The following is an 18,435-nucleotide window of genomic DNA, read 5'->3' as shown; positions in this document are numbered from 1 at the left end:
TTGAAAATGTTTACTACCAATCAACCTTTATGCATCTTTATGGAAGGTGCTTTAGACAAAGATGCTGGTAAAATGGGCTACGGCCTCATGCGTTTTTCTAAACACCCTATAGTATGCATAATCGATTCAAATTTTGCTGGCAAATCGGTTAAAGAAAGCGTAGACCTACCCTATGATATCCCAGTAGTAGCTACGGTAAAAGAAGCGTTAACTTACCAGCCAGAAATTATGGTACTTGGTATAGCCCCTAGCGGTGGTAAATTTCCGGATAAATGGGATGCTCCAATAGCAGAAGCTTTACAAAGTGGTCTACACCTTATCAATGGGCTTCATGATGACTTGAATGCGCGTTTTGGCAATCTCTTGACCACAAACACTATCTGGGATGTTCGTAAACCAAAAGCTCATTATCCTATCGCCTCTGGCAAGGCGTCAAAATTAAAAGCAAAGCGGGTGCTCATGGTCGGCACCGATATGGCTGCTGGCAAAATGACTGCAGGATTAGAACTTTATGCCGCTTTATTAGACAAAGGGATAAAGGTAGGCTTTGTACCTACAGGGCAAATAGGAATCACATTGATGGGTAATGGTATTCCATTAGATGCAATAAAAGTAGACCAAGCGGCAGGCGCTGTAGAGGAGGCAGTATTAGAGCAATCGGATAAAGAAATCATCATAATAGAGGGGCAAGGTTCCTTAGCACACCCTGGTAGCACGGCTACTTTACCCCTAATGCGCGGTTCGCAAACTACACATTTAATTTTGTGTCATAAGGCTGCTCATACCCATTTAAGGCCACCAGTAGAACACATCGCTATTCCTCCTTTAGACCAATTTGTACAGTTAAATGAAGCTGTTGCCCATGTTTGTGGTACGCTACAAGAAACAAAAACAATCGGTATTGCATTAAATACGGTTGGATTAACAGAAGAAGAAGCACAACAAAAAATTAAGGATACTACTATTCTAACCAAATTACCCACAACAGATACCGTTAGGTATGGTGCCGAACCTTTAGTAGAAGCTTTATTGGCATGAACCAAACCGGTAGCTAGCAAAGCAACTGATGCAAATACGCTATCTTTGCTGCGCTAGAAAAAGAATATGCAAGGCGTACAAACAAAAACATTACAAGACCTAGAATTCCCAACCGTTCTGCAGCAACTAGCGGCACGTTGCACTACTGAAAAAGGCAAAGCAGCCGCGTTAACGGTTGTACCAATAGCAGACAAAGACCACCTATTGGCTACTCTAGGGAAAACATCAGAATACGTAGCTTCTTTTACCAACGAAAATCGAATTCCCAACCACGGATTTGATGCGGTAGATAAAGAATTGCAATTGTTAGCTATAGAAAATACGGTTCTAGAGGTGCCTAGTTTTAGGAAAATTGCGCACTTATGTACCACCATAAGCTTACACAAGAAGTTCTTTAAAAAATTTAAAGAATACTACCCTTTGCTATTTGCGGGTATTGACCAGATAGAAGAAAATACGTTTATACCAAACGCTATTAATGATGTTGTAGACCGTTTTGGAGAGATAAAAGACAACGCTTCTGTAGAGCTTAAGCGAATCCGAATGGATATGAATGTGGTTCGCGGAAAAATAAATTCGAGTTTTGGTACTGCTTTAAGTCGCTACCAAGGCATGGATTATTTGGATGAAATAAAAGAATCCATTGTAGAAAACAGAAGGGTTTTAGCCGTAAAAGCCATGTACCGAAGAAAGGTAAGGGGTACGGTAATGGGAAATTCTAAAACAGGAAGTATCGTTTACATTGTTCCAGAAGCCACACTCCAATACAGTACAGAACTTAGCAATTTAGAATACGAAGAAAAAGAAGAAATTAGACGTATACTTTTGGTTTTAACCAACACCATTAGACCCGAGGCAGTTTTAATAAAAACCTATCAGTATTTTTTAACCGAAATTGATTTAACTGCAGCTAAAGCGAAGTATGCTAATGAGATGAATGGTATTTTACCCATCATTAATGAAGAACGAACACTATATTTAAGGGACGCCTACCACCCACTACTCTACCTTAACAATAAAAACAAACAAGAAAAGACATGGCCGCAAACCATATCTTTAAGTCAAGACAATAGAATCATTGTAATTTCTGGACCTAACGCCGGCGGTAAAAGTATTACCCTTAAAACTATTGGTTTGCTACAACTTATGCTACAATCTGGATTTATGGTTCCGGTACACGAGCGCAGTAGCATGTGTTTGTTTGATAAAGTCCTAACAGATATCGGTGATAACCAATCCATTGAAAATCATTTAAGTACCTATAGCTATCGCTTAAAGAACATGAATCAATTTTTAAAGCGATGCAACTCACAAACTCTTTTTCTGATTGATGAGTTTGGAACAGGGTCGGACCCAGAACTAGGTGGTGCTTTGGCAGAATCGTTTTTAGAGGTGTTTTATGAAAGAGAGGCATTCGGGGTTATTACAACCCATTACGCTAATTTAAAACTATTGGCTAACGAATTACCGCATATGACCAATGCCAATATGCAATTTGACAATAAAACCTTAGAACCCACCTTTAAATTGATTATGGGCGAAGCGGGGAGCTCCTTTACGTTTGAGGTAGCCCAAAAAAATGGTATTCCATACAGTCTAATTAATAAAGCGAAAAAGAAAATTGACCGGGGCAAGGTGCGCTTTGACGCCACCATTTCCAAACTCCAGAAAGAGCGTTCTAAAATGTCTAAAACGGAATCCCGTTTACAGGATAAAGAAGCCAAAGCCAAGGAAGAAGCAGAACGACTTGAAAAACTGAATGCAAAAATCAAGAATAAGCTAGAAAACTACCAAGAATTGTACGATCATAATCAGCGTATGATTTATCTAGGTAACAAGCTCAACGATGCTGCCGAGCGTTATTTTCATGATAAAAAGAAACGTGCGCTCATATCTGAAATGCTCCGTATAGTGGAAACAGAAAATAGCAAGCGTAAAAAAGCGACCGCAAAAGAGGCTAAAGCAAAAAAGGCAATTAAAAAACAAACCGCTAAGGAACTAGAGCAAAAAATTGTGAAGGTTCGTGAAGAGAAAAAAGAACTAAAAGCAAAAGCGGTTAAGCAAGAAAAAGCCAAACCAAAAGCAATCCTAAAACTAGGAGACCGCGTGCGTATGCAAGATGGCAAAGCCGTGGGCACCATAGATACTTTAGAAAAAGGCAAAGCCGTGGTAAATTACGGCCTATTTACCACCAATGTAAGTGTAGACCAATTGGAGTTGGTAGAACGAAAAAAATAAGCAGATGGAAGCAAAAAAAATTATTCTTTTTGATGGCGTCTGCAACTTATGCAATGGTGCGGTGCAATTTATCATCAAACGGGATAAACGTTCTGTATTTAAATTCGCTTCGCTTCAAAGTGAAATTGGCAAACGGCTAACAAAAGAGCGCGGAATAGATACCGAATTACTAGATTCCATCATCTTAATAGAGCCGGGCATTGCCTATTACAGCAAATCTACAGCTGCTTTGCAGATTATGAAATCTTTTGGAGGTATTTGGAACCTAACTCGCCTATTTACAGTACTTCCGGAAGGTTTTAGAGATATCGTATACGATTTTATCGCTAAGAATAGATATAAATGGTTTGGTAAAAAGGATGCTTGTATGATTCCAACACCTGAGTTACAATCCCGATTTTTAGATTAACTCATCCAAACCCAGTTTTCCCTCACGCTTAACCACCACATGACTCATTTTTGGTTTTAAAAGTCACTTACTACCATTAGGTTTAAGCAACTTTTAAATTACCAATCATGAAAAAACTATGCTTATTTCTATTTTTTATACCAATTGTTCTATTTTCTCAAGAGCACGAATTACAATCAAATATTGAATCCATAACCATTTACCTGAGTGGTGCCCAAGTACACCGTAACGTTCAATGTACCCTAAAAAAAGGGGCTAATGCGATTAGCATTAAAGGCGTATCCGCGGATTTGGATGAAAACACCTTACAAATTGCTGGTCTTAAACAAGCAGCTATACGAAGTATGAAATACGAAATCAATTATTTGGATGCAGCAACAAAAAGTCCACAAATAGCTTCACTTTCCAATAAACTTGAACAATTTAAACAGGAGCAAGCTTATCTAGAAAACGCAAGTCAAGGTTTACAAGAAGAAGTAAAAATGATTGAATTGAACAGACGTATATCTGGTGACAATGAGAATTTAGACCTTAATCGTTTAAAAGAAATAAGCGCCTATTACCGGGAAAGAACGCAGGCAATTTATAATGAAATCTATTCGAATTCTATTAAAACAAATAAATTAAAAGACAGCATTCAACTGTATACTAGTGAGCTGGTTAAATCACAAGGAAGTCCTAAAAAAGCAGTAGGCGAAATTAAACTTATACTAGACTCGCCTATTACGTTAACTACCGATCTTAGTATTTCTTATCAGGTAGAAAAAGCTGGTTGGGTACCCACTTATGACATTCGCTCTACAGGTATAGATAAACCCTTACAATTGATATACAAAGCACATGTATACCAAAATACCGCGGAAGATTGGGAGAATGTAGAAATAACTTTAGCTACCAATAAACCCAGTAGCAACATTAGTAAACCAAAATTGGAAACCAAATATTTAAACTTTTCTAGTTCTTATACCAAAAAGTATAATTCTACCACTAGAAAAAACGGCTACAGCTACAATCCTATGGTAAAACGAGTATTTGGCACTATTACAGACCCAGAAGGAGAACCGCTACCAGGAGTAGCTATAGTAATAGAAGGCACTAACCAAGGTACCCAAACTGATTTTGATGGGAACTACACCTTAGATATCCCTAATGGACGTAGCTTATCCTTTTCCTACATTGGATTTAAGCCTGTTGACCTACCCATCTATTCCTCTATCATGAATTTGCAACTAGAAGAAGATGCACAGGCTCTAGAAGAAGTTGTAGTTACGGGTTATGGCCTTGCTGGCAGGGCATCCGGCGTACAAATAAGAGGAGCCAGCTCCATGCCACAAAAAATACAAACGCCCGAACCTTTGTATATTATTGACGGAATTCCGGTAGAAGGCTTTACCGAAGGAGATTTAGATGCCAGTGAAATTGCTTCTATAGAAACCTTAAGAAATGAAAATGCTATCGATTTGTATGGCTCTAGAGCCGCAGACGGTGTTATCATCATCAACACGCATAAAAGTAGTACCCAAACCGATGGAAAAAATACCGTTTTCCGCATTCCAAAATCGTATACGATTAAAAGTAAAATGGAAATAACCTCAGTAGACATCAACCTTTACCAGTTAAAAGCTACCTATCAGTATTTGGCGATTCCTGTAATTGATACCAATGTATTTTTAACGGCTTCTTTTACAGATTGGGAACAATTTAATCTTTTACCTGGAGAAGCTCACATCTATTTTGATGGTCGATACGAAGGGAAAACAGTGATAGACCCCTACCTAACCAAAAAAGAAATGACGGTTTCATTAGGGATAGACCACAACATTCAAATAGAACGTAATCAAGAACGCAACTTTAAATCCAAATCCTTTTCTGGCGGAACCAGATTGGTAGATAGAACATATAGAATCACTATAAAAAACAACAAAAATATACCCATCAATCTAAAAGTAATGGACCGTATTCCCCTATCTGAGAATAGAGATATTAAGGTAGATGATATAGTTACCGGGGATGCATCATACGATGCTAAAAAGGGAATTTTAAGCTGGAACAATTCCATAGAGGCCAAAGCCACCACAACCAACGAATTTAGTTTTAGGATTAAGTATCCAAAAGGGAAATTCATATCGCTATAAATCCATAAAATGCGCAATTTTAACACGTTAAACAAAATAAATAACATATTGTATTTCAAATTAATAAACATCATCACTTAAATTAAAAAATAAGCAATTCAATTGAGTTCGTTTTTAGTGTGATTGGATTAAACTTAGCAAGATAATTGGCCTTACTTGCAATATGAATTCGACTAAAAAAAAGAATAAAAAGAGTTGGTTTAAAAGAAAAAGAACTTGGATACCGTTAACGATTATCCTTGTTCTTTTAGCTTTTAGATTGGCACTACCCTACATTGTTAAAGACTACGTAAATAAGGTGCTGTCTGAGATTCCCGGTTATCATGGGCATGTAGCAGCTATAGATATTGCGCTTTACCGTGGCGCCTACGTAATACACGATTTAAAGTTGAACAAAGTAGCCGCTACATCACAAGTTCCTTTTCTTTCCATCAAAAAATCCGATATCTCCATAGAATGGAATGCCTTGTTTAATGGGGAAGTGGTGAGCGAACTTACACTCTACCAGCCCGAGTTTATCTATGTATTTGAAGACCAACAAGCTAAAGGAGTTGACCCCGAAGTAGAGGATTGGACCAAAGCACTTACAGATATTGTACCGATTGATATAAACCGTTTGCAACTCGTAGATGGAACTGCGGCATTTATTGAGTTACAGGCCGACCCGAATATAGATTTACATTTAAAAAACATTGATTTAGTTGCCTACAACTTGCGTAATGTGGTTCAAAAAGAACGAAACCTGCCTTCCGAGGTCCATGCCACCGCCACATCTATTGGCGATGGTAATTTAGAACTAGACGGGCGTCTAAATCTTGTGAAGCAAATACCGGATATGGATATTGCTTTTGAACTCACCAACGCCAATGCCACTGCACTCAATGATTTCACCAACCACTACGCTGGCATTGATTTTAACAAAGGTACCTTCGAGGTTTTTGGCGAAATAGCCATAGCAGACGGCTATTTAAAAGGAAGTATAAAACCAATTTTAACCAATGCCAAGTTACTGGGTAAAGAAGATGGTTTTCTTAATAGCCTATGGGAAGGATTTGTAGGGTTTTTTAAATTTTTATTTAAAAATCAAAAACATAATACGCTTGCCACCAAAGTTCCTATAGAGGGCAATTTAAATAATGCAGGGGCTAAAATATGGCCTACGGTAACCAATATTTTTAAAAATGCTTGGATAAAGGCTTATAAAGGCGTTTTAGACGATGATATTGATTTCAAAGACGCCGAGGAAGCCGTAGACGACGAAAACAAATAAGGGAAGTTTAAAACGGCTTATTTTAAATTATTTAGGATAAAGTCTAAGGTGGTATTTGTATTTCTGTTGGCATCAAAAGAATGGCTTTGATGCGTTATTGATTTTGCTAAGCCTAATTTTTGCAAGTAAACTATTTTGTCCTCGAACTCTTGTGCTACTTTTCCGGTTAAAAATACATCAAAACTTTGCTGCTTTTTATACCGTTTGTACATTTTACTTAATCCACTTAAATACAATCGGTCTTTGGTAAACCCACCTCCACGGTGTGCCCGCAGTGTAATGTTAAACGCAGCTTCCCTGTCCAATTTATATTGCCCATGTATCAAATCAAAGGTATCTGCAAAACTGTAACCTTTAATTAAACTATCACTAGCTAAAACTCTATAAGCCAGTGTTTTTAATCGCTCTAAAGTAAGAGCTCCACTCATATATTCACTCAAAACCGCCATCCCCTCCTGTGTTTCTACATTTTTTGGTAAACCGTTGGCAAAAATGCGCAACGGTTGATCGTTGCCATTAAAAGTAGTAACCAAATGCACGCCAATTTCATGGTTGGCCAAGGTTTCCATTCTGTTCTTACTGAACTTTGCATTTCTCTTTAGCAGTAAACTTTTATCCCGATTCCGTACCATGGCCTCTGCAGCAATCTGATTACTGAATTTGATATGCAAGGGAAACTGGTATTGAGACATGAACGCTTCAAAATAAGCCTTTGCCTCCAAGGCAGAATAGCTAGAAATCATGTCTTCTCGCGGCGCTTCATCCTGAAAGTGTAAAATATATCGTGCGTTTTGAACATCTCTTTCCCTAGGGGTACCATACAAGCGTAGCGAGTTGTAATAGAAAGATTGCCCTTTCCCTATTGTTTCTATACACTGTATCATATTGGCATAGTAATACACAATATCTCGGTACATTTTCTGAATTTCTTCGTCCTTAATACGTTCTAAACGTTGTGAAAAGAACAAGCGTTGCAACTTGTAGGCATCGAATTTTAACTTAGGATACTTAAATTGTGGCTCTTCGGTATATTTTGAACTAAAAAAGCGTTGCTTCTCTTTTTCTATGTTAGCAGGATTTACATAGCTCAATAACTCAATTTTTCGTACCAATCGGTCTAAATTGGAGTCTATATCGAATAAATTGGGATAGTCGTTGCGTAACGCCTGTAATTCTGCTGAACTCATCTTAAGTATGCTTTATTAATCGCCAAATGTATAAAGTCTTTCTCTCTAAAAAACATTAGGTAAAAAAAATATCAGCAAAACCTTGGTCCTACTGATATTAATCATCTTATCTAGAACTAAACTCTTATTTTACGTCCTCATAATTATCGTCCCATTCTTTTACATCGGGCTCTCCAAGTTTACCAACAGATTTAGCAACTAGCATAGAAACAGTTGCATCTCCTGTAACGTTAACAACCGTTCTACACATATCTAAAGGCCTATCTACAGCAAATATTAAGGCCAAACCAATTGCTAGTTTATCTGAAGGAAACTCAATAGCTTCAAGAACAATTACCAACATTACCATGCCCGCCCCAGGAACTGCTGCTGAACCAATGGAGGCTAGTAAGGCCGTTAGCACAATAGTTAATTGATTGGCCAAAGTCAACTCAAACCCTAATGCCTGAGCTATAAAAACAGCTGCTACACCTTGGTATAAACTGGTACCATCCATATTTATGGTAGCACCAACCGGCAAAACAAAACTAGACACCTCTTTATCTACTCCAATATGCTCCTCTACCCTTTCCATAGTAACTGGTAAGGTTGCGGCACTAGAACTGGTAGAAAAAGCAAGTAATTGAGCCGGACTCATTTGCTGTAAAAACCAGAAAGGATTTTTTTTAGTGATGGTTCCCACCAAAATAGCATAAAATACAATCATTAAAAACAAGCCACCCACAACTACACCGGCATATTTTAAAAGTGCCAATAACAAATCTGGATCACTAGACGAAACCACAACAGCGGCCAAAAGTGAAAACACGGCATAAGGCGCCGTTAACATGATCAAGTCTACCATTTTTAAGACTACATCATTTAAAGAATCAAAAAAGTCTTTTAAAGGCCTCGCTTTTTCCTCACCAATCAATAACATAGAAATTCCAAGAAAAATAGTAAAGAAAATAACTTGAAGCATAGCACTATTATTCCCCAAGGCATTAATTGCGTTATCTGGCACCATATCTACCAAAAACTGCAACGGTCCGCTATCTTTTTGCCTAGAAGCCTCCTCTAATTTAGAGGTAACCCCAGCATCATTGGCATAGTTTTCGGTTAGTTTAGCAACCGTTTCTTCAGAAATACCGGCACCTGGATTCAGCATGTTCACCAACACCAAACCAATGGTAATGGCAACAACCGTAGTTAAAATATAAATACCAATTGTTCTTAAACCAATATTTCTAAACTTAGAAATATCTTTTAAATCAGAAATCCCCTTTACCAAAGAGGCGATAATAAGCGGAATAGCGATGAGCTTGAGTAGCTTTACAAAAATTGCCCCTAAAGGCTGTATCCAGTCAGACACAATGTCTTTTCCCGCGGGAACTTTGGTCATTACAAATCCAAAAACAATACCCAGCAACATTCCTATAAGAATCTGCCAGTGAAGTTCCAGTTTACGCATATAAAGTTGGTTTTGGCTTGGAAGATACCAATTTGCCCAAAATGCCCCAAATAATGCGGTTTAGATTTTATTGCCTTTGGCCAACAAAGTGTAATCTGCCAATACCAATGCCGCCATTGCTTCTACAATGGGCACCGCCCTAGGCACTACACATGGATCATGCCTTCCTTTGCCTTGGGTAGCAACCTTGTTCCCCTCTTTGTCTATAGTATCGTACCCTTGAAGCACCGTGGCAACGGGTTTAAACGCTACAGAAAAGTAAATATCCATACCATTACTAATACCACCTTGTATACCACCACTTTTGTTGGTTTTAGTGGTACCATCAGTATTATACTGGTCGTTATGTTCGCTTCCTTTTTGGGTTACCCCTTCAAAACCGCTGCCATATTCAAAGCCCTTTACCGCATTTATGGATAGCATGGCTTTACCCAATTCTGCATGGAGTTTATCAAAAACAGGCTCCCCAAGTCCAATTGGTACGTTTTGAATCACACAAGTAATTACACCTCCAATGGTATCCCCATCTTTTTTAATGGATTTGATGTATTCTTCCATTTGGCTTGCCATTGTAGGGTCTGGACAACGAACTGGATTTTTCTCTATTTCAGAGAAATCTAATTGCTGATAAGGTGTTTCCAATTTTAAACCCCCAACCTGACTAACGTAAGCAGTTATTTTTATATCCTTTAAAAATTGCTTGGCAACAGCACCTGCAACAACTCTGCTCGCTGTTTCCCTAGCCGAAGAACGCCCGCCACCACGATAATCTCTAAAACCATATTTATGGTCGTACACATAATCTGCATGACTAGGGCGGTATGAGTCTTTAATGTGGGAGTAATCTTTAGACTTTTGATTGGTGTTATGGATAGCAAAACCAATGGGTGTACCAGTAGTTTTACCTTCGAAGACACCAGAATATATTTCTACCGTATCTGGTTCCTTGCGCTGCGTTACAATTGCAGATTGCCCGGGTTTTCTTCGGTTTAATTCCTCTTGAATAGCCTTTTCGTCTAATTCAATACCAGCAGGGCACCCATCTATAATTCCACCAAGGGCTCTACCATGGGATTCTCCAAATGTTGTAATTCTAAATAAGGTTCCAAAAGAATTTCTGGCCATTGTCTAAAAATTAAGCCGTAAAGGTAATTTTTATCGCTCTTTTAAAAAAACCGAATTGCACTTAAACATTTAGCAACATTACTTAAAAACAGGTGATATAAACTTAACGATTAGCTTATAATCATTTGATTACAATTTTATTGTAAGCTCATACATGGCTATTTACTTTGTAATCAAAGTGTTTTGTATTGAAAAAGCGTAAAATTGAATTAGCGGTAATTTCTGATGTACATTTAGGAACCTATGGATGCCATGCAGATGAATTGATTGCGTATCTAAATAGCATTAAGCCCAAAAAGCTCATTTTAAATGGAGATATTATAGATATTTGGCAATTTAGCAAGCGTTATTTTCCACCGGCACACCTTAAAGTTCTCAAGAAAGTAATTGGCATGGCTTCTAAAGGCACAGAGGTGTATTATATTACAGGTAATCATGACGAAATGCTACGTAAATTTTGCCCTACATCCATGGGTAACTTTCATATTGTCAATAAATTAGTTTTAAACCTCGATGGTAAAAAAGCTTGGATTTTTCATGGAGATGTTTTTGACATCTCCATTCAACGTGCCAAATGGCTAGCTAAGCTTGGTGGTTACGGTTATGATATGCTTATCCTCATTAACAGTTTCATCAACTGGTGTAGAGTTAAAATGGGTAAAAAGAAATACTCGCTTTCTAAACGTATAAAAAATAGCGTTAAGGGTGCCGTAAAGTATATCAATGATTTTGAACGTACAGCAGCAGAGTTAGCTATTGAGAATAACTATGATTATGTAATTTGTGGTCATATTCATCAGCCTAAAAAAGAAGTTTTTGAGAACAAACAAGGCAGTACAACCTATCTAAATTCTGGCGATTGGGTAGAAAACTTAACCGCCTTAGAATATTCTTTTAAAAGATGGCGTATATATCATTACAATCATGACAAGCTATCTCCTTTCTTTGTAGATGAAGACTTAAAAGAAATGGATATTAATGAGCTTATAGCTTCTATTACGGATGCTAAAGACACGCCAAAATACAACAGTCTAGATAAAGAATTTTCAGAAGATTATCCAGAAGAAATTTCCGAAAAAGAATTTAAAAAAGATGCTCTTTTAGACAGTCAAAGCGCTACGCAAGATGGTGACGGGGTGTAAAGCATGCCTACCCGTTCCATCTTTAATTTGATGTCTGCAACTGGTTCCGTTTGCCGCTATAACGGTACTGCTACCTGTTTTCCTTACAGCGGGGAATAATTTTGTTTCGCCCACCTTCATGCTAATCTGGTAATGCTCTTTCTCATAACCAAAAGAACCTGCCATACCACAACAACCAGAAGGTATTATGGCAACTTTGTAGTTCTCCGGTAAATTAAGCACATCAAAAGTTACTTTTTGATTGCTAAGTGACTTTTGATGACAGTGTCCGTGGATTTTAATTTCCTTAGCTTCTTTAGTGAAGGATGAAGCTGTTATACGATTTAATGCGATTTCCCCCGCTAAAAACTCCTCAATTAATAACGAATGGTTTGCTAGTTTTTTTGCTTGAAGTTTATCTTCCGCAAGACGACTGTATTCGTCTCTAAATGAAAGAATTGAAGATGGTTCTATCCCAACGATACTTAGGCCTTGGTCTGTGAAAGCTGTAAGAGCGGCAATGTTTTTATTTGCCAATTCTTTGGCCTGTTTTAAAAACCCCTTAGACAAATAAGTTCTACCACTATCGCCGTAAAACAATTCCACTTGGTATCCTAATTTAGTGAGCAACACTATGGCGTCTTGCCCTACAGTTACATCCAAGTATTTGGTAAACTCGTCTATAAATAGTACCACTTTTTGTCCTGCAGGATTTTGTTTCTGTAGCGCTAAAAAGGCATCAAAATTAAATTTATATACTGAGGGCAATTCTCGCTCCACAGCAACACCAGAGAGTTTTTTAACAAGCGTTCCAATGGGCGACTTATACGTAGCATTGACCAATGCGGCCATTTTACTATTAAAAGCATTTATCTTTGTATTATGCGCAAACAACTTAGAGCGCAACGAATACCCATTTGCTTCTTGATACTGATATTGAAACTCTGATTTTAGCGTAGCCACGTCTACATTACTGGGACATTCACTAGAACAAGCCTTACAACTAAGACATAAATCAAAAACCTCTTTAAGTTCTATGTGATTGAACCGGTTAGGCTTGTCAGAATTGGTAAGAAACTCCCGTAATACATTGGCTCTACCCCTAGTCGTGTCTTTCTCTTGTTTGGTAGCGTGGTAACTAGGACACATTGCACCCTTGCTCAACTCTGTTTTTCGGCAATCACCGCTACCATTACATTTTTCTGCGGCTCTTAAAATACCTTGACTATCAGAAAAATCTAGTAACGTACTAATCTCTGGTTCTTTTCTATCTACTTCGTAACGTAGCGAAGCATCCATAGGATAAGCATCTACAATTTTTCCTGGATTTAAAATATGATTGGGGTCAAAATAGGCTTTTACGCGTTTTAATAACTCATAATTCTTTTCGCCTATCATGATTGGTATAAATTCTGCACGTACAATACCATCTCCATGCTCGCCGCTAAAACTACCCTTGTATTTTTTAGTAAGATGGGCTACATCTGTAGTTATTTTTCGGAATAAAACCACATCTTCCTTTTCTTTTAAATTTAAAATAGGTCTTAAATGCAATTCTCCCGCCCCTGCATGAGCATAGTAAACTGCACTTTGTTTGTATTTATCCATTATGGCACTGAACTCCATAATAAAAGGTTTTAAAACGTTTAAAGCTACTGCAGTATCTTCAATACACGCTACAGCCTTTTTATCGCCTACCATATTCCCCAACAATCCTAGACCTGCTTTTCTAAGCTCCACCGCTTTTTGTATATCTGCACCATACAACACGGGTTGTGCATAACTTAATCCAGACGCTTCTACCGTGGTAACGAGGTCACGTATCTTTTGCTCTAATTCCTCTGGACTATGCGCTCTAACCTCTAGCATTAACAAGCCTTCTGGGTCGCCCTCTACAAAAAATCGGTTAGCTAGTTGTTGCCTATTATTTTTAGTACAATCCAATATGGTTTTATCCATCATCTCGCACAAAAACAAATCGTGCTTCATTACGGGAACCACATCTGTAAGACAATCTTCTAAAGTTTTGTAATGGGTGCAAACCATAGCGGCATGCGCGGGTGGCAAAGTTTCTAACTGTAAGGTGATTTCTGTGGTAAATGCCAAGGTCCCCTCACTGCCTGAAAGCAGTTTACATAGATTAAAAGGTTTATCTTCTTTTCCAAAGACGGAATTAAACAAGAGTTCGTCTACCGCGTATCCCGTATTTCTTCTGTGGATGGACGGCTCTGGAAATTCTTTAAGGATTTCTTCTTTGACAACCGGATTACCTAACTCCGTTTTAAGAGCAGCATAAATCTTTCCTTCTAACGTATTTAGTTTTGTTTTCTGCTCGTATTCTTCTGCCGAAATATCTTTAAATTCTGCCCTTGTGCCATCTGCCAAAATGGTTTTCATACTAATAATAGTATCTCTAGTCACTCCAGATTGTATGGAGGTAGTACCAGAAGAATTGTTCCCAACCATACCTCCAATCATGCACCTGTTAGAAGTAGACGTATTTGGACCAAATTGCAGTCCATGTGGTTTAAGGTACATGTTTAACTCGTCCCTAACCACGCCAGGTTGCACGGTAACTGTTTTATTAGCTACGTCTAAAGTCAAAATTTGAGTAAAATATCTAGAGGTATCTACCACAATACCTTCCCCAACACACTGCCCTGCCAAAGAAGTACCTGCTGTCCTAGGTATTAAGCCAATCTTGTGTGTATTCGCAAACTGTAACAATTGTATTAAACCCTCGTCATTCTTAGGAAAGGCAACCGCAGTTGGCAGTTTTCTGTACACCGATGCGTCAGTAGCATATAAAGTTTTTACTAATGCATCATATTGAAAATCACCTATAAAGGATTCTGAGAATTTTTTTAAGATATTTTTATCCAACTTGGAACAATTTTTGGTCTAAAACTTCGGTTAAAAAAGAATAGCTAATGTAAAGCTATTTTATTTATTCAACTTAAATAGACACTTATGAAAATGACCACATTTTTAATTGGTTTGTTCAGTTTTGTAACAGCTTTAGTAAGCGCTCAAAACATCTCTGAACACACCTTGGGACTACGTTTAGGAGATAGTGATGGCTTTGGAGCGGAAATCTCTTATCAAAAATCTATTGGAAGATACAACCGTGCTGAGTTTAACCTTGGTTGGCGTGATAGTCGCGAATATGATGCTTTTAAATTAGCCGGAGTTTACCAATGGGTACACAACCTAGATGGCAATTTTAACTGGTATTACGGCGTTGGTGGCGGTTTAGGAAATTCTGATTTTGAACGTGTGCCAGACAGAGACCGTGATGATGGTCTTTTTGTTTTTGCTGCTGGTAATCTAGGGGTGGAATATGATTTTGATATCCCTTTATTAATCTCCTTGGATATACGGCCAGAGATAGGTTTGGTTGGTTTTAACGAGTTTGATAATGATTTCTTGTTTGATATCGCATTAGGACTCAGATATCAGTTCTAAACAATAACACACAAACGATAATTTTTAAAAGTGCCTTTAGGGGCACTTTTTTTGTTAGCATGTTTGTGTACCTTTATCCAAAATAATTATCACACATGAAAAAAATCCTATCTATTGTTACATTAGGACTTTTGGTTATAGCTTGTTCTACCACCCCAGAAGGGTATACTATTAATGGTGAGTTAACTGGAGATGTAAAAGACGGTACTCAAGTATTTTTAAAGACTACAGATTCTCTAAGACGTGGTCTTATTGAAGTGGATACAGCTACTGTAGAAAACGGCGTATTTACATTTACTGGAAATGCTAATAGCCCGCAGCTACATTACCTATTTGTAGACGGTACCAGAGCCAATACTGCTTTTGTATTAGAAAATGGAACCATCAACTTTAAAGCACAAAAAGATAGTTTACAATTCGCAGAAATTACTGGTACAACACAAAACGAACTGTTTATGAATTATTTGAATGGCCAACGCGAATTATCTAACATGGCACAATCCATGAACGAAGAATTTAAGAAAGCAAATGCCACGGGAGATACCGTTGTTATTGGTTCTTTACGTGATGAATATCAGGAATTACAAGAGCGCGGTAAGACTATGGAGTTAGATTATATAAAGGAGAACCCAAATGCTCTCATTTCCGCTTTAATTTTAGATAAAATCATGGCGACAAAAGCTTTACCAGAGGACGAAATAGAGGCTTTGTACAATGCTTTTACAGAAGAAATAAAAAACTCAAGACCTGGAAAACGTCTTGGTGAAATGTTAGCAAAAAACAAAAACACTAAAATAGGAGCAAGAGCTCCCATGTTCAGTGGGCCTACTCCAACCGGGGAAGAAATTGCTTTGAATCAGGTAAAAGGCAAACTTACGTTAATTGACTTTTGGGCAGGATGGTGTAGGCCATGTAGAATGGAAAACCCCAATATTGTAGCCGTATACAATAAATATAAAGACAAAGGTTTTAATGTAGTGGGAGTGTCTTTAGATCAAAAAAAAGAAGTTTGGCTAGATGCAATTGAAAAAGATAGCCTTACATGGAATCATGTTTCTAACCTACAGCGTTTTCAGGACCCAATTGCGCAACTTTACAATATTAATGCCATACCGGCAGCCTTTTTGTTAGACGAGAATGGTGTTATTGTGGCAAAAGATTTAAGAGGACCAGCTTTAGAGGCTAAAGTAGCAGAACTACTTAATTAAAAAGAAAAGCCCGCCAGATATACATCCAGCGGGCTTCCTCACTCTCATCTAGCACACTCTAGAATCTATTATTCATATCATTAAATTCGCCAGTTACTGTAGTACCTTCTTCTTGTGTTACCGTTCCTGTGATGTAGGCTCTATTAGCATCTCCAAGGAATTCTAAACTAGCACCTTTTTTTAAAATTAGATTTCCATAGATAGCAAAATCACCTTCAATACGTAAGGTTGCATTCTCTTCTACGATTACGTCTTTTCTATCACTATTTCTACCTACAATAAGAGTACCTCGCATGTCAAAAGCTGCTTCTTTGTCTACTTTTACATCATTACGTACGGCCCAGGTACCACACAATAGTAATTGACCTTCAACGGTTATACTATTAAATCTATTAGAGCCATTATACCCTAAGTTTTGATTACTAGCAACAGTTAAATTAGAGCTCCCAGAGTATCTAGAGGTATCTACACAAGATTCTTCTAAACTTTGTGAAGGTTTATTCATCTTAATAATTTGTAAACCTCCTCTACCAGAAGCTGCAAATATGTAATCATCTTTTGTCTCAACGTAGTTGATACTGCCATCTAATGCAATAATACCTACAAGGTCTACCCCATTATCGTCTTCTGACAAGCAAAGACCAGCACCGCCATTAGCCATTAATAAAATATTCTCATTAAACGCAGCTGCATTGGTCACAATATCTCCTTGCTCTACATTTTCAGGACTGATTGGTATCTCCAAACGTTGTACTAAATTACCCGTAGCAGCATTATATACTCCTGCACCATCTTGACCTTCGGCAACAACAATCAATTCTCCGTAATAATCTAAGGTACGCTTATCTGCCTCTCTAAAATCGCCAGAAATAGCTATATCGCTTGCTTGACTGAAATCCGAATTCAACACTCGAACACCATAACTTGCATCTAGAACAGCAATTTTATCGTTATTTATAGCTAAAGACCTTAAGTCTTGAAAAGCCGCTTCATTTATCATTTCTAGGCTCGACTTATCATACAAACGGATGTAGCCATCTTTACCAGAGGTTACATAAACACCTGCATTAGTCAAAGCTACATCTGTGGCATTAAATCCTTCTTGGAATGCGTAAGATATACCTGCATCAGTATTAAACCTTCCGTTCGCTACCGGTATTTTAGCTAAAAATGAGTTAGCATCTGCGGTTGCAGATTGCTCTGCATCTACACCACCTGCTGCATAGACAAATCCATTTTCATATTTAATGGAATTAATGTCTGCATTAGTATAATACAATCTAGAGGTTACCCTTGGTTGATAAGGATCACCAACATAAATAATATCCATAGCTCCTGCATAGTCATCTTCTGCAGTGTTGTAGGATACGTACACATAATCATTTACTAAATGAATGTGCGATGCAGTTAAGTTTTCTGCACCTGAATACGAAGGGGGATTAATTTGTGCCACTAAAGACAATGGATAGTCCCCAGCTTGTTCCTCGCCTTCGCGAGCATACTTGCTAGAGGCAGATTGGTCAGGATAAAAATCCAAAACTCCGCTATCTTCAAAATTAAGGCTGTTTTCTAAAACCGACGCGTCTTGTTCTACGACTAAGTTGTCATCATTCTCTTCAAATACGGTGGTTTCATCTGAACATGAAATTAACACCACGACCATTGCTAGCAATGGAAATAGTAATTTCCGTGTCATAATAAGTAGGTTTAAAAATTTGGTAAAAATTCAACGTGCAAGTTCAATATAATATTTCAACCCACGTAAGAATTTTCGATAAAGTGTAGCGTT

Annotated in this window: 13 protein-coding genes; 8 read left to right on the top strand and 5 right to left on the bottom strand. The window is 37.8% G+C overall.

Annotated elements, in window-relative coordinates:
* The first annotated feature begins 6 nt into the window (after positions 1-6).
* The 5 genes from FBT53_RS03755 to FBT53_RS03735 all read left to right on the top strand — a co-directional run bounded on the left by FBT53_RS03755 (position 7) and on the right by FBT53_RS03735 (position 7,090).
* The gene (locus tag FBT53_RS03755) at positions 7-1,038 is read left to right on the top strand and encodes a DUF1611 domain-containing protein (RefSeq protein ID WP_240729755.1); all 1,032 of its coding nucleotides are present in this window, start codon (positions 7-9) and stop codon (positions 1,036-1,038) included.
* A 66-nt stretch (positions 1,039-1,104) separates the two neighbouring features.
* Entirely contained in the window at positions 1,105-3,276 is a 2,172-nt protein-coding gene (locus tag FBT53_RS03750; RefSeq protein ID WP_136949825.1) for a DNA mismatch repair protein MutS, read from the top strand.
* A 4-nt stretch (positions 3,277-3,280) separates the two neighbouring features.
* Positions 3,281-3,685 carry a thiol-disulfide oxidoreductase DCC family protein gene (locus FBT53_RS03745; protein ID WP_136949824.1) on the top strand — a complete coding sequence of 135 codons (405 nt, stop codon included), beginning with the start codon at positions 3,281-3,283 and terminating at the stop codon, positions 3,683-3,685.
* A gap of 107 nt (positions 3,686-3,792) precedes the next feature.
* Positions 3,793-5,820 carry a mucoidy inhibitor MuiA family protein gene (locus FBT53_RS03740; RefSeq protein WP_136949823.1) on the top strand — a complete coding sequence of 676 codons (2,028 nt, stop codon included), beginning with the start codon at positions 3,793-3,795 and terminating at the stop codon, positions 5,818-5,820.
* 163 nt (positions 5,821-5,983) lie between these two features.
* Entirely contained in the window at positions 5,984-7,090 is a 1,107-nt protein-coding gene (locus tag FBT53_RS03735) for a DUF748 domain-containing protein (RefSeq protein ID WP_136949822.1), read from the top strand.
* A 17-nt stretch (positions 7,091-7,107) separates the two neighbouring features.
* Here the strand turns inward: FBT53_RS03735 and FBT53_RS03730 are convergent, their stop codons facing one another.
* The 3 genes from FBT53_RS03730 to aroC all read right to left on the bottom strand — a co-directional run bounded on the left by FBT53_RS03730 (position 7,108) and on the right by aroC (position 10,852).
* On the bottom strand, positions 7,108-8,277 hold the full coding sequence (locus FBT53_RS03730; RefSeq protein ID WP_136949821.1) for a flavohemoglobin expression-modulating QEGLA motif protein: 1,170 nt from the start codon (positions 8,275-8,277) through the stop codon (positions 7,108-7,110).
* A gap of 124 nt (positions 8,278-8,401) precedes the next feature.
* Entirely contained in the window at positions 8,402-9,727 is a 1,326-nt protein-coding gene (locus FBT53_RS03725; RefSeq protein ID WP_136949820.1) for a dicarboxylate/amino acid:cation symporter, read from the bottom strand.
* A 60-nt stretch (positions 9,728-9,787) separates the two neighbouring features.
* On the bottom strand, positions 9,788-10,852 hold the full coding sequence (gene aroC / locus FBT53_RS03720) for a chorismate synthase (protein ID WP_136949819.1): 1,065 nt from the start codon (positions 10,850-10,852) through the stop codon (positions 9,788-9,790).
* A gap of 188 nt (positions 10,853-11,040) precedes the next feature.
* Here aroC and FBT53_RS03715 point away from each other — a divergent pair, with 188 nt between their 5' ends.
* On the top strand, positions 11,041-11,994 hold the full coding sequence (locus FBT53_RS03715) for a UDP-2,3-diacylglucosamine diphosphatase (RefSeq protein WP_136949818.1): 954 nt from the start codon (positions 11,041-11,043) through the stop codon (positions 11,992-11,994).
* On the opposite strand, the gene FBT53_RS03710 is transcribed toward FBT53_RS03715, so the two are convergent.
* Positions 11,953-14,856 (bottom strand): FAD-binding and (Fe-S)-binding domain-containing protein, encoded by a 2,904-nt coding sequence (locus FBT53_RS03710; RefSeq protein ID WP_136949817.1) that lies wholly within the window; start codon positions 14,854-14,856, stop codon positions 11,953-11,955. The genes FBT53_RS03715 and FBT53_RS03710 overlap by 42 nt on opposite strands.
* An 87-nt stretch (positions 14,857-14,943) precedes the next feature.
* On the opposite strand from FBT53_RS03710, the gene FBT53_RS03705 reads away from it, so the two are divergent.
* Positions 14,944-15,438: a hypothetical protein gene (locus FBT53_RS03705; protein WP_136949816.1), complete on the top strand. Its 495-nt coding sequence runs from the start codon at positions 14,944-14,946 to the stop codon at positions 15,436-15,438.
* 95 nt (positions 15,439-15,533) lie between these two features.
* Complete coding sequence (locus tag FBT53_RS03700; protein ID WP_136949815.1) at positions 15,534-16,646, top strand: TlpA disulfide reductase family protein; 1,113 nt, start codon at positions 15,534-15,536, stop codon at positions 16,644-16,646.
* A gap of 58 nt (positions 16,647-16,704) precedes the next feature.
* Here FBT53_RS03700 and FBT53_RS03695 read toward each other — a convergent pair whose 3' ends face one another.
* A complete protein-coding gene (locus tag FBT53_RS03695) occupies positions 16,705-18,342 on the bottom strand; it encodes a hypothetical protein (protein WP_136949814.1) in 1,638 nt (545 codons plus the stop codon).
* Positions 18,343-18,435: the final 93 nt, after the last annotated feature.

Origin of the sequence: Flavobacterium sp. ASW18X, assembly GCF_005144745.1 — a bacterium.
Taxonomy (GTDB): domain Bacteria; phylum Bacteroidota; class Bacteroidia; order Flavobacteriales; family Flavobacteriaceae; genus Croceivirga.
This window is presented reverse-complemented; position numbering and strand designations above follow the sequence as displayed.

What these genes read in the sequence shown, in the direction of transcription:
- FBT53_RS03755 (WP_240729755.1), top strand. Translation starts at nt 7, where the DNA reads ATGTTTACTACCAATCAACCTTTATGCATCTTTATGGAAGGTGCTTTA.
- FBT53_RS03750 (WP_136949825.1), top strand. Translation starts at nt 1,105, where the DNA reads ATGCAAGGCGTACAAACAAAAACATTACAAGACCTAGAATTCCCAACC.
- FBT53_RS03745 (WP_136949824.1), top strand. Translation starts at nt 3,281, where the DNA reads ATGGAAGCAAAAAAAATTATTCTTTTTGATGGCGTCTGCAACTTATGC.
- FBT53_RS03740 (WP_136949823.1), top strand. Translation starts at nt 3,793, where the DNA reads ATGAAAAAACTATGCTTATTTCTATTTTTTATACCAATTGTTCTATTT.
- FBT53_RS03735 (WP_136949822.1), top strand. Translation starts at nt 5,984, where the DNA reads ATGAATTCGACTAAAAAAAAGAATAAAAAGAGTTGGTTTAAAAGAAAA.
- FBT53_RS03730 (WP_136949821.1), bottom strand. Translation starts at nt 8,277, where the DNA reads ATGAGTTCAGCAGAATTACAGGCGTTACGCAACGACTATCCCAATTTA.
- FBT53_RS03725 (WP_136949820.1), bottom strand. Translation starts at nt 9,727, where the DNA reads ATGCGTAAACTGGAACTTCACTGGCAGATTCTTATAGGAATGTTGCTG.
- aroC (WP_136949819.1), bottom strand. Translation starts at nt 10,852, where the DNA reads ATGGCCAGAAATTCTTTTGGAACCTTATTTAGAATTACAACATTTGGA.
- FBT53_RS03705 (WP_136949816.1), top strand. Translation starts at nt 14,944, where the DNA reads ATGAAAATGACCACATTTTTAATTGGTTTGTTCAGTTTTGTAACAGCT.
- FBT53_RS03700 (WP_136949815.1), top strand. Translation starts at nt 15,534, where the DNA reads ATGAAAAAAATCCTATCTATTGTTACATTAGGACTTTTGGTTATAGCT.
- FBT53_RS03695 (WP_136949814.1), bottom strand. Translation starts at nt 18,342, where the DNA reads ATGACACGGAAATTACTATTTCCATTGCTAGCAATGGTCGTGGTGTTA.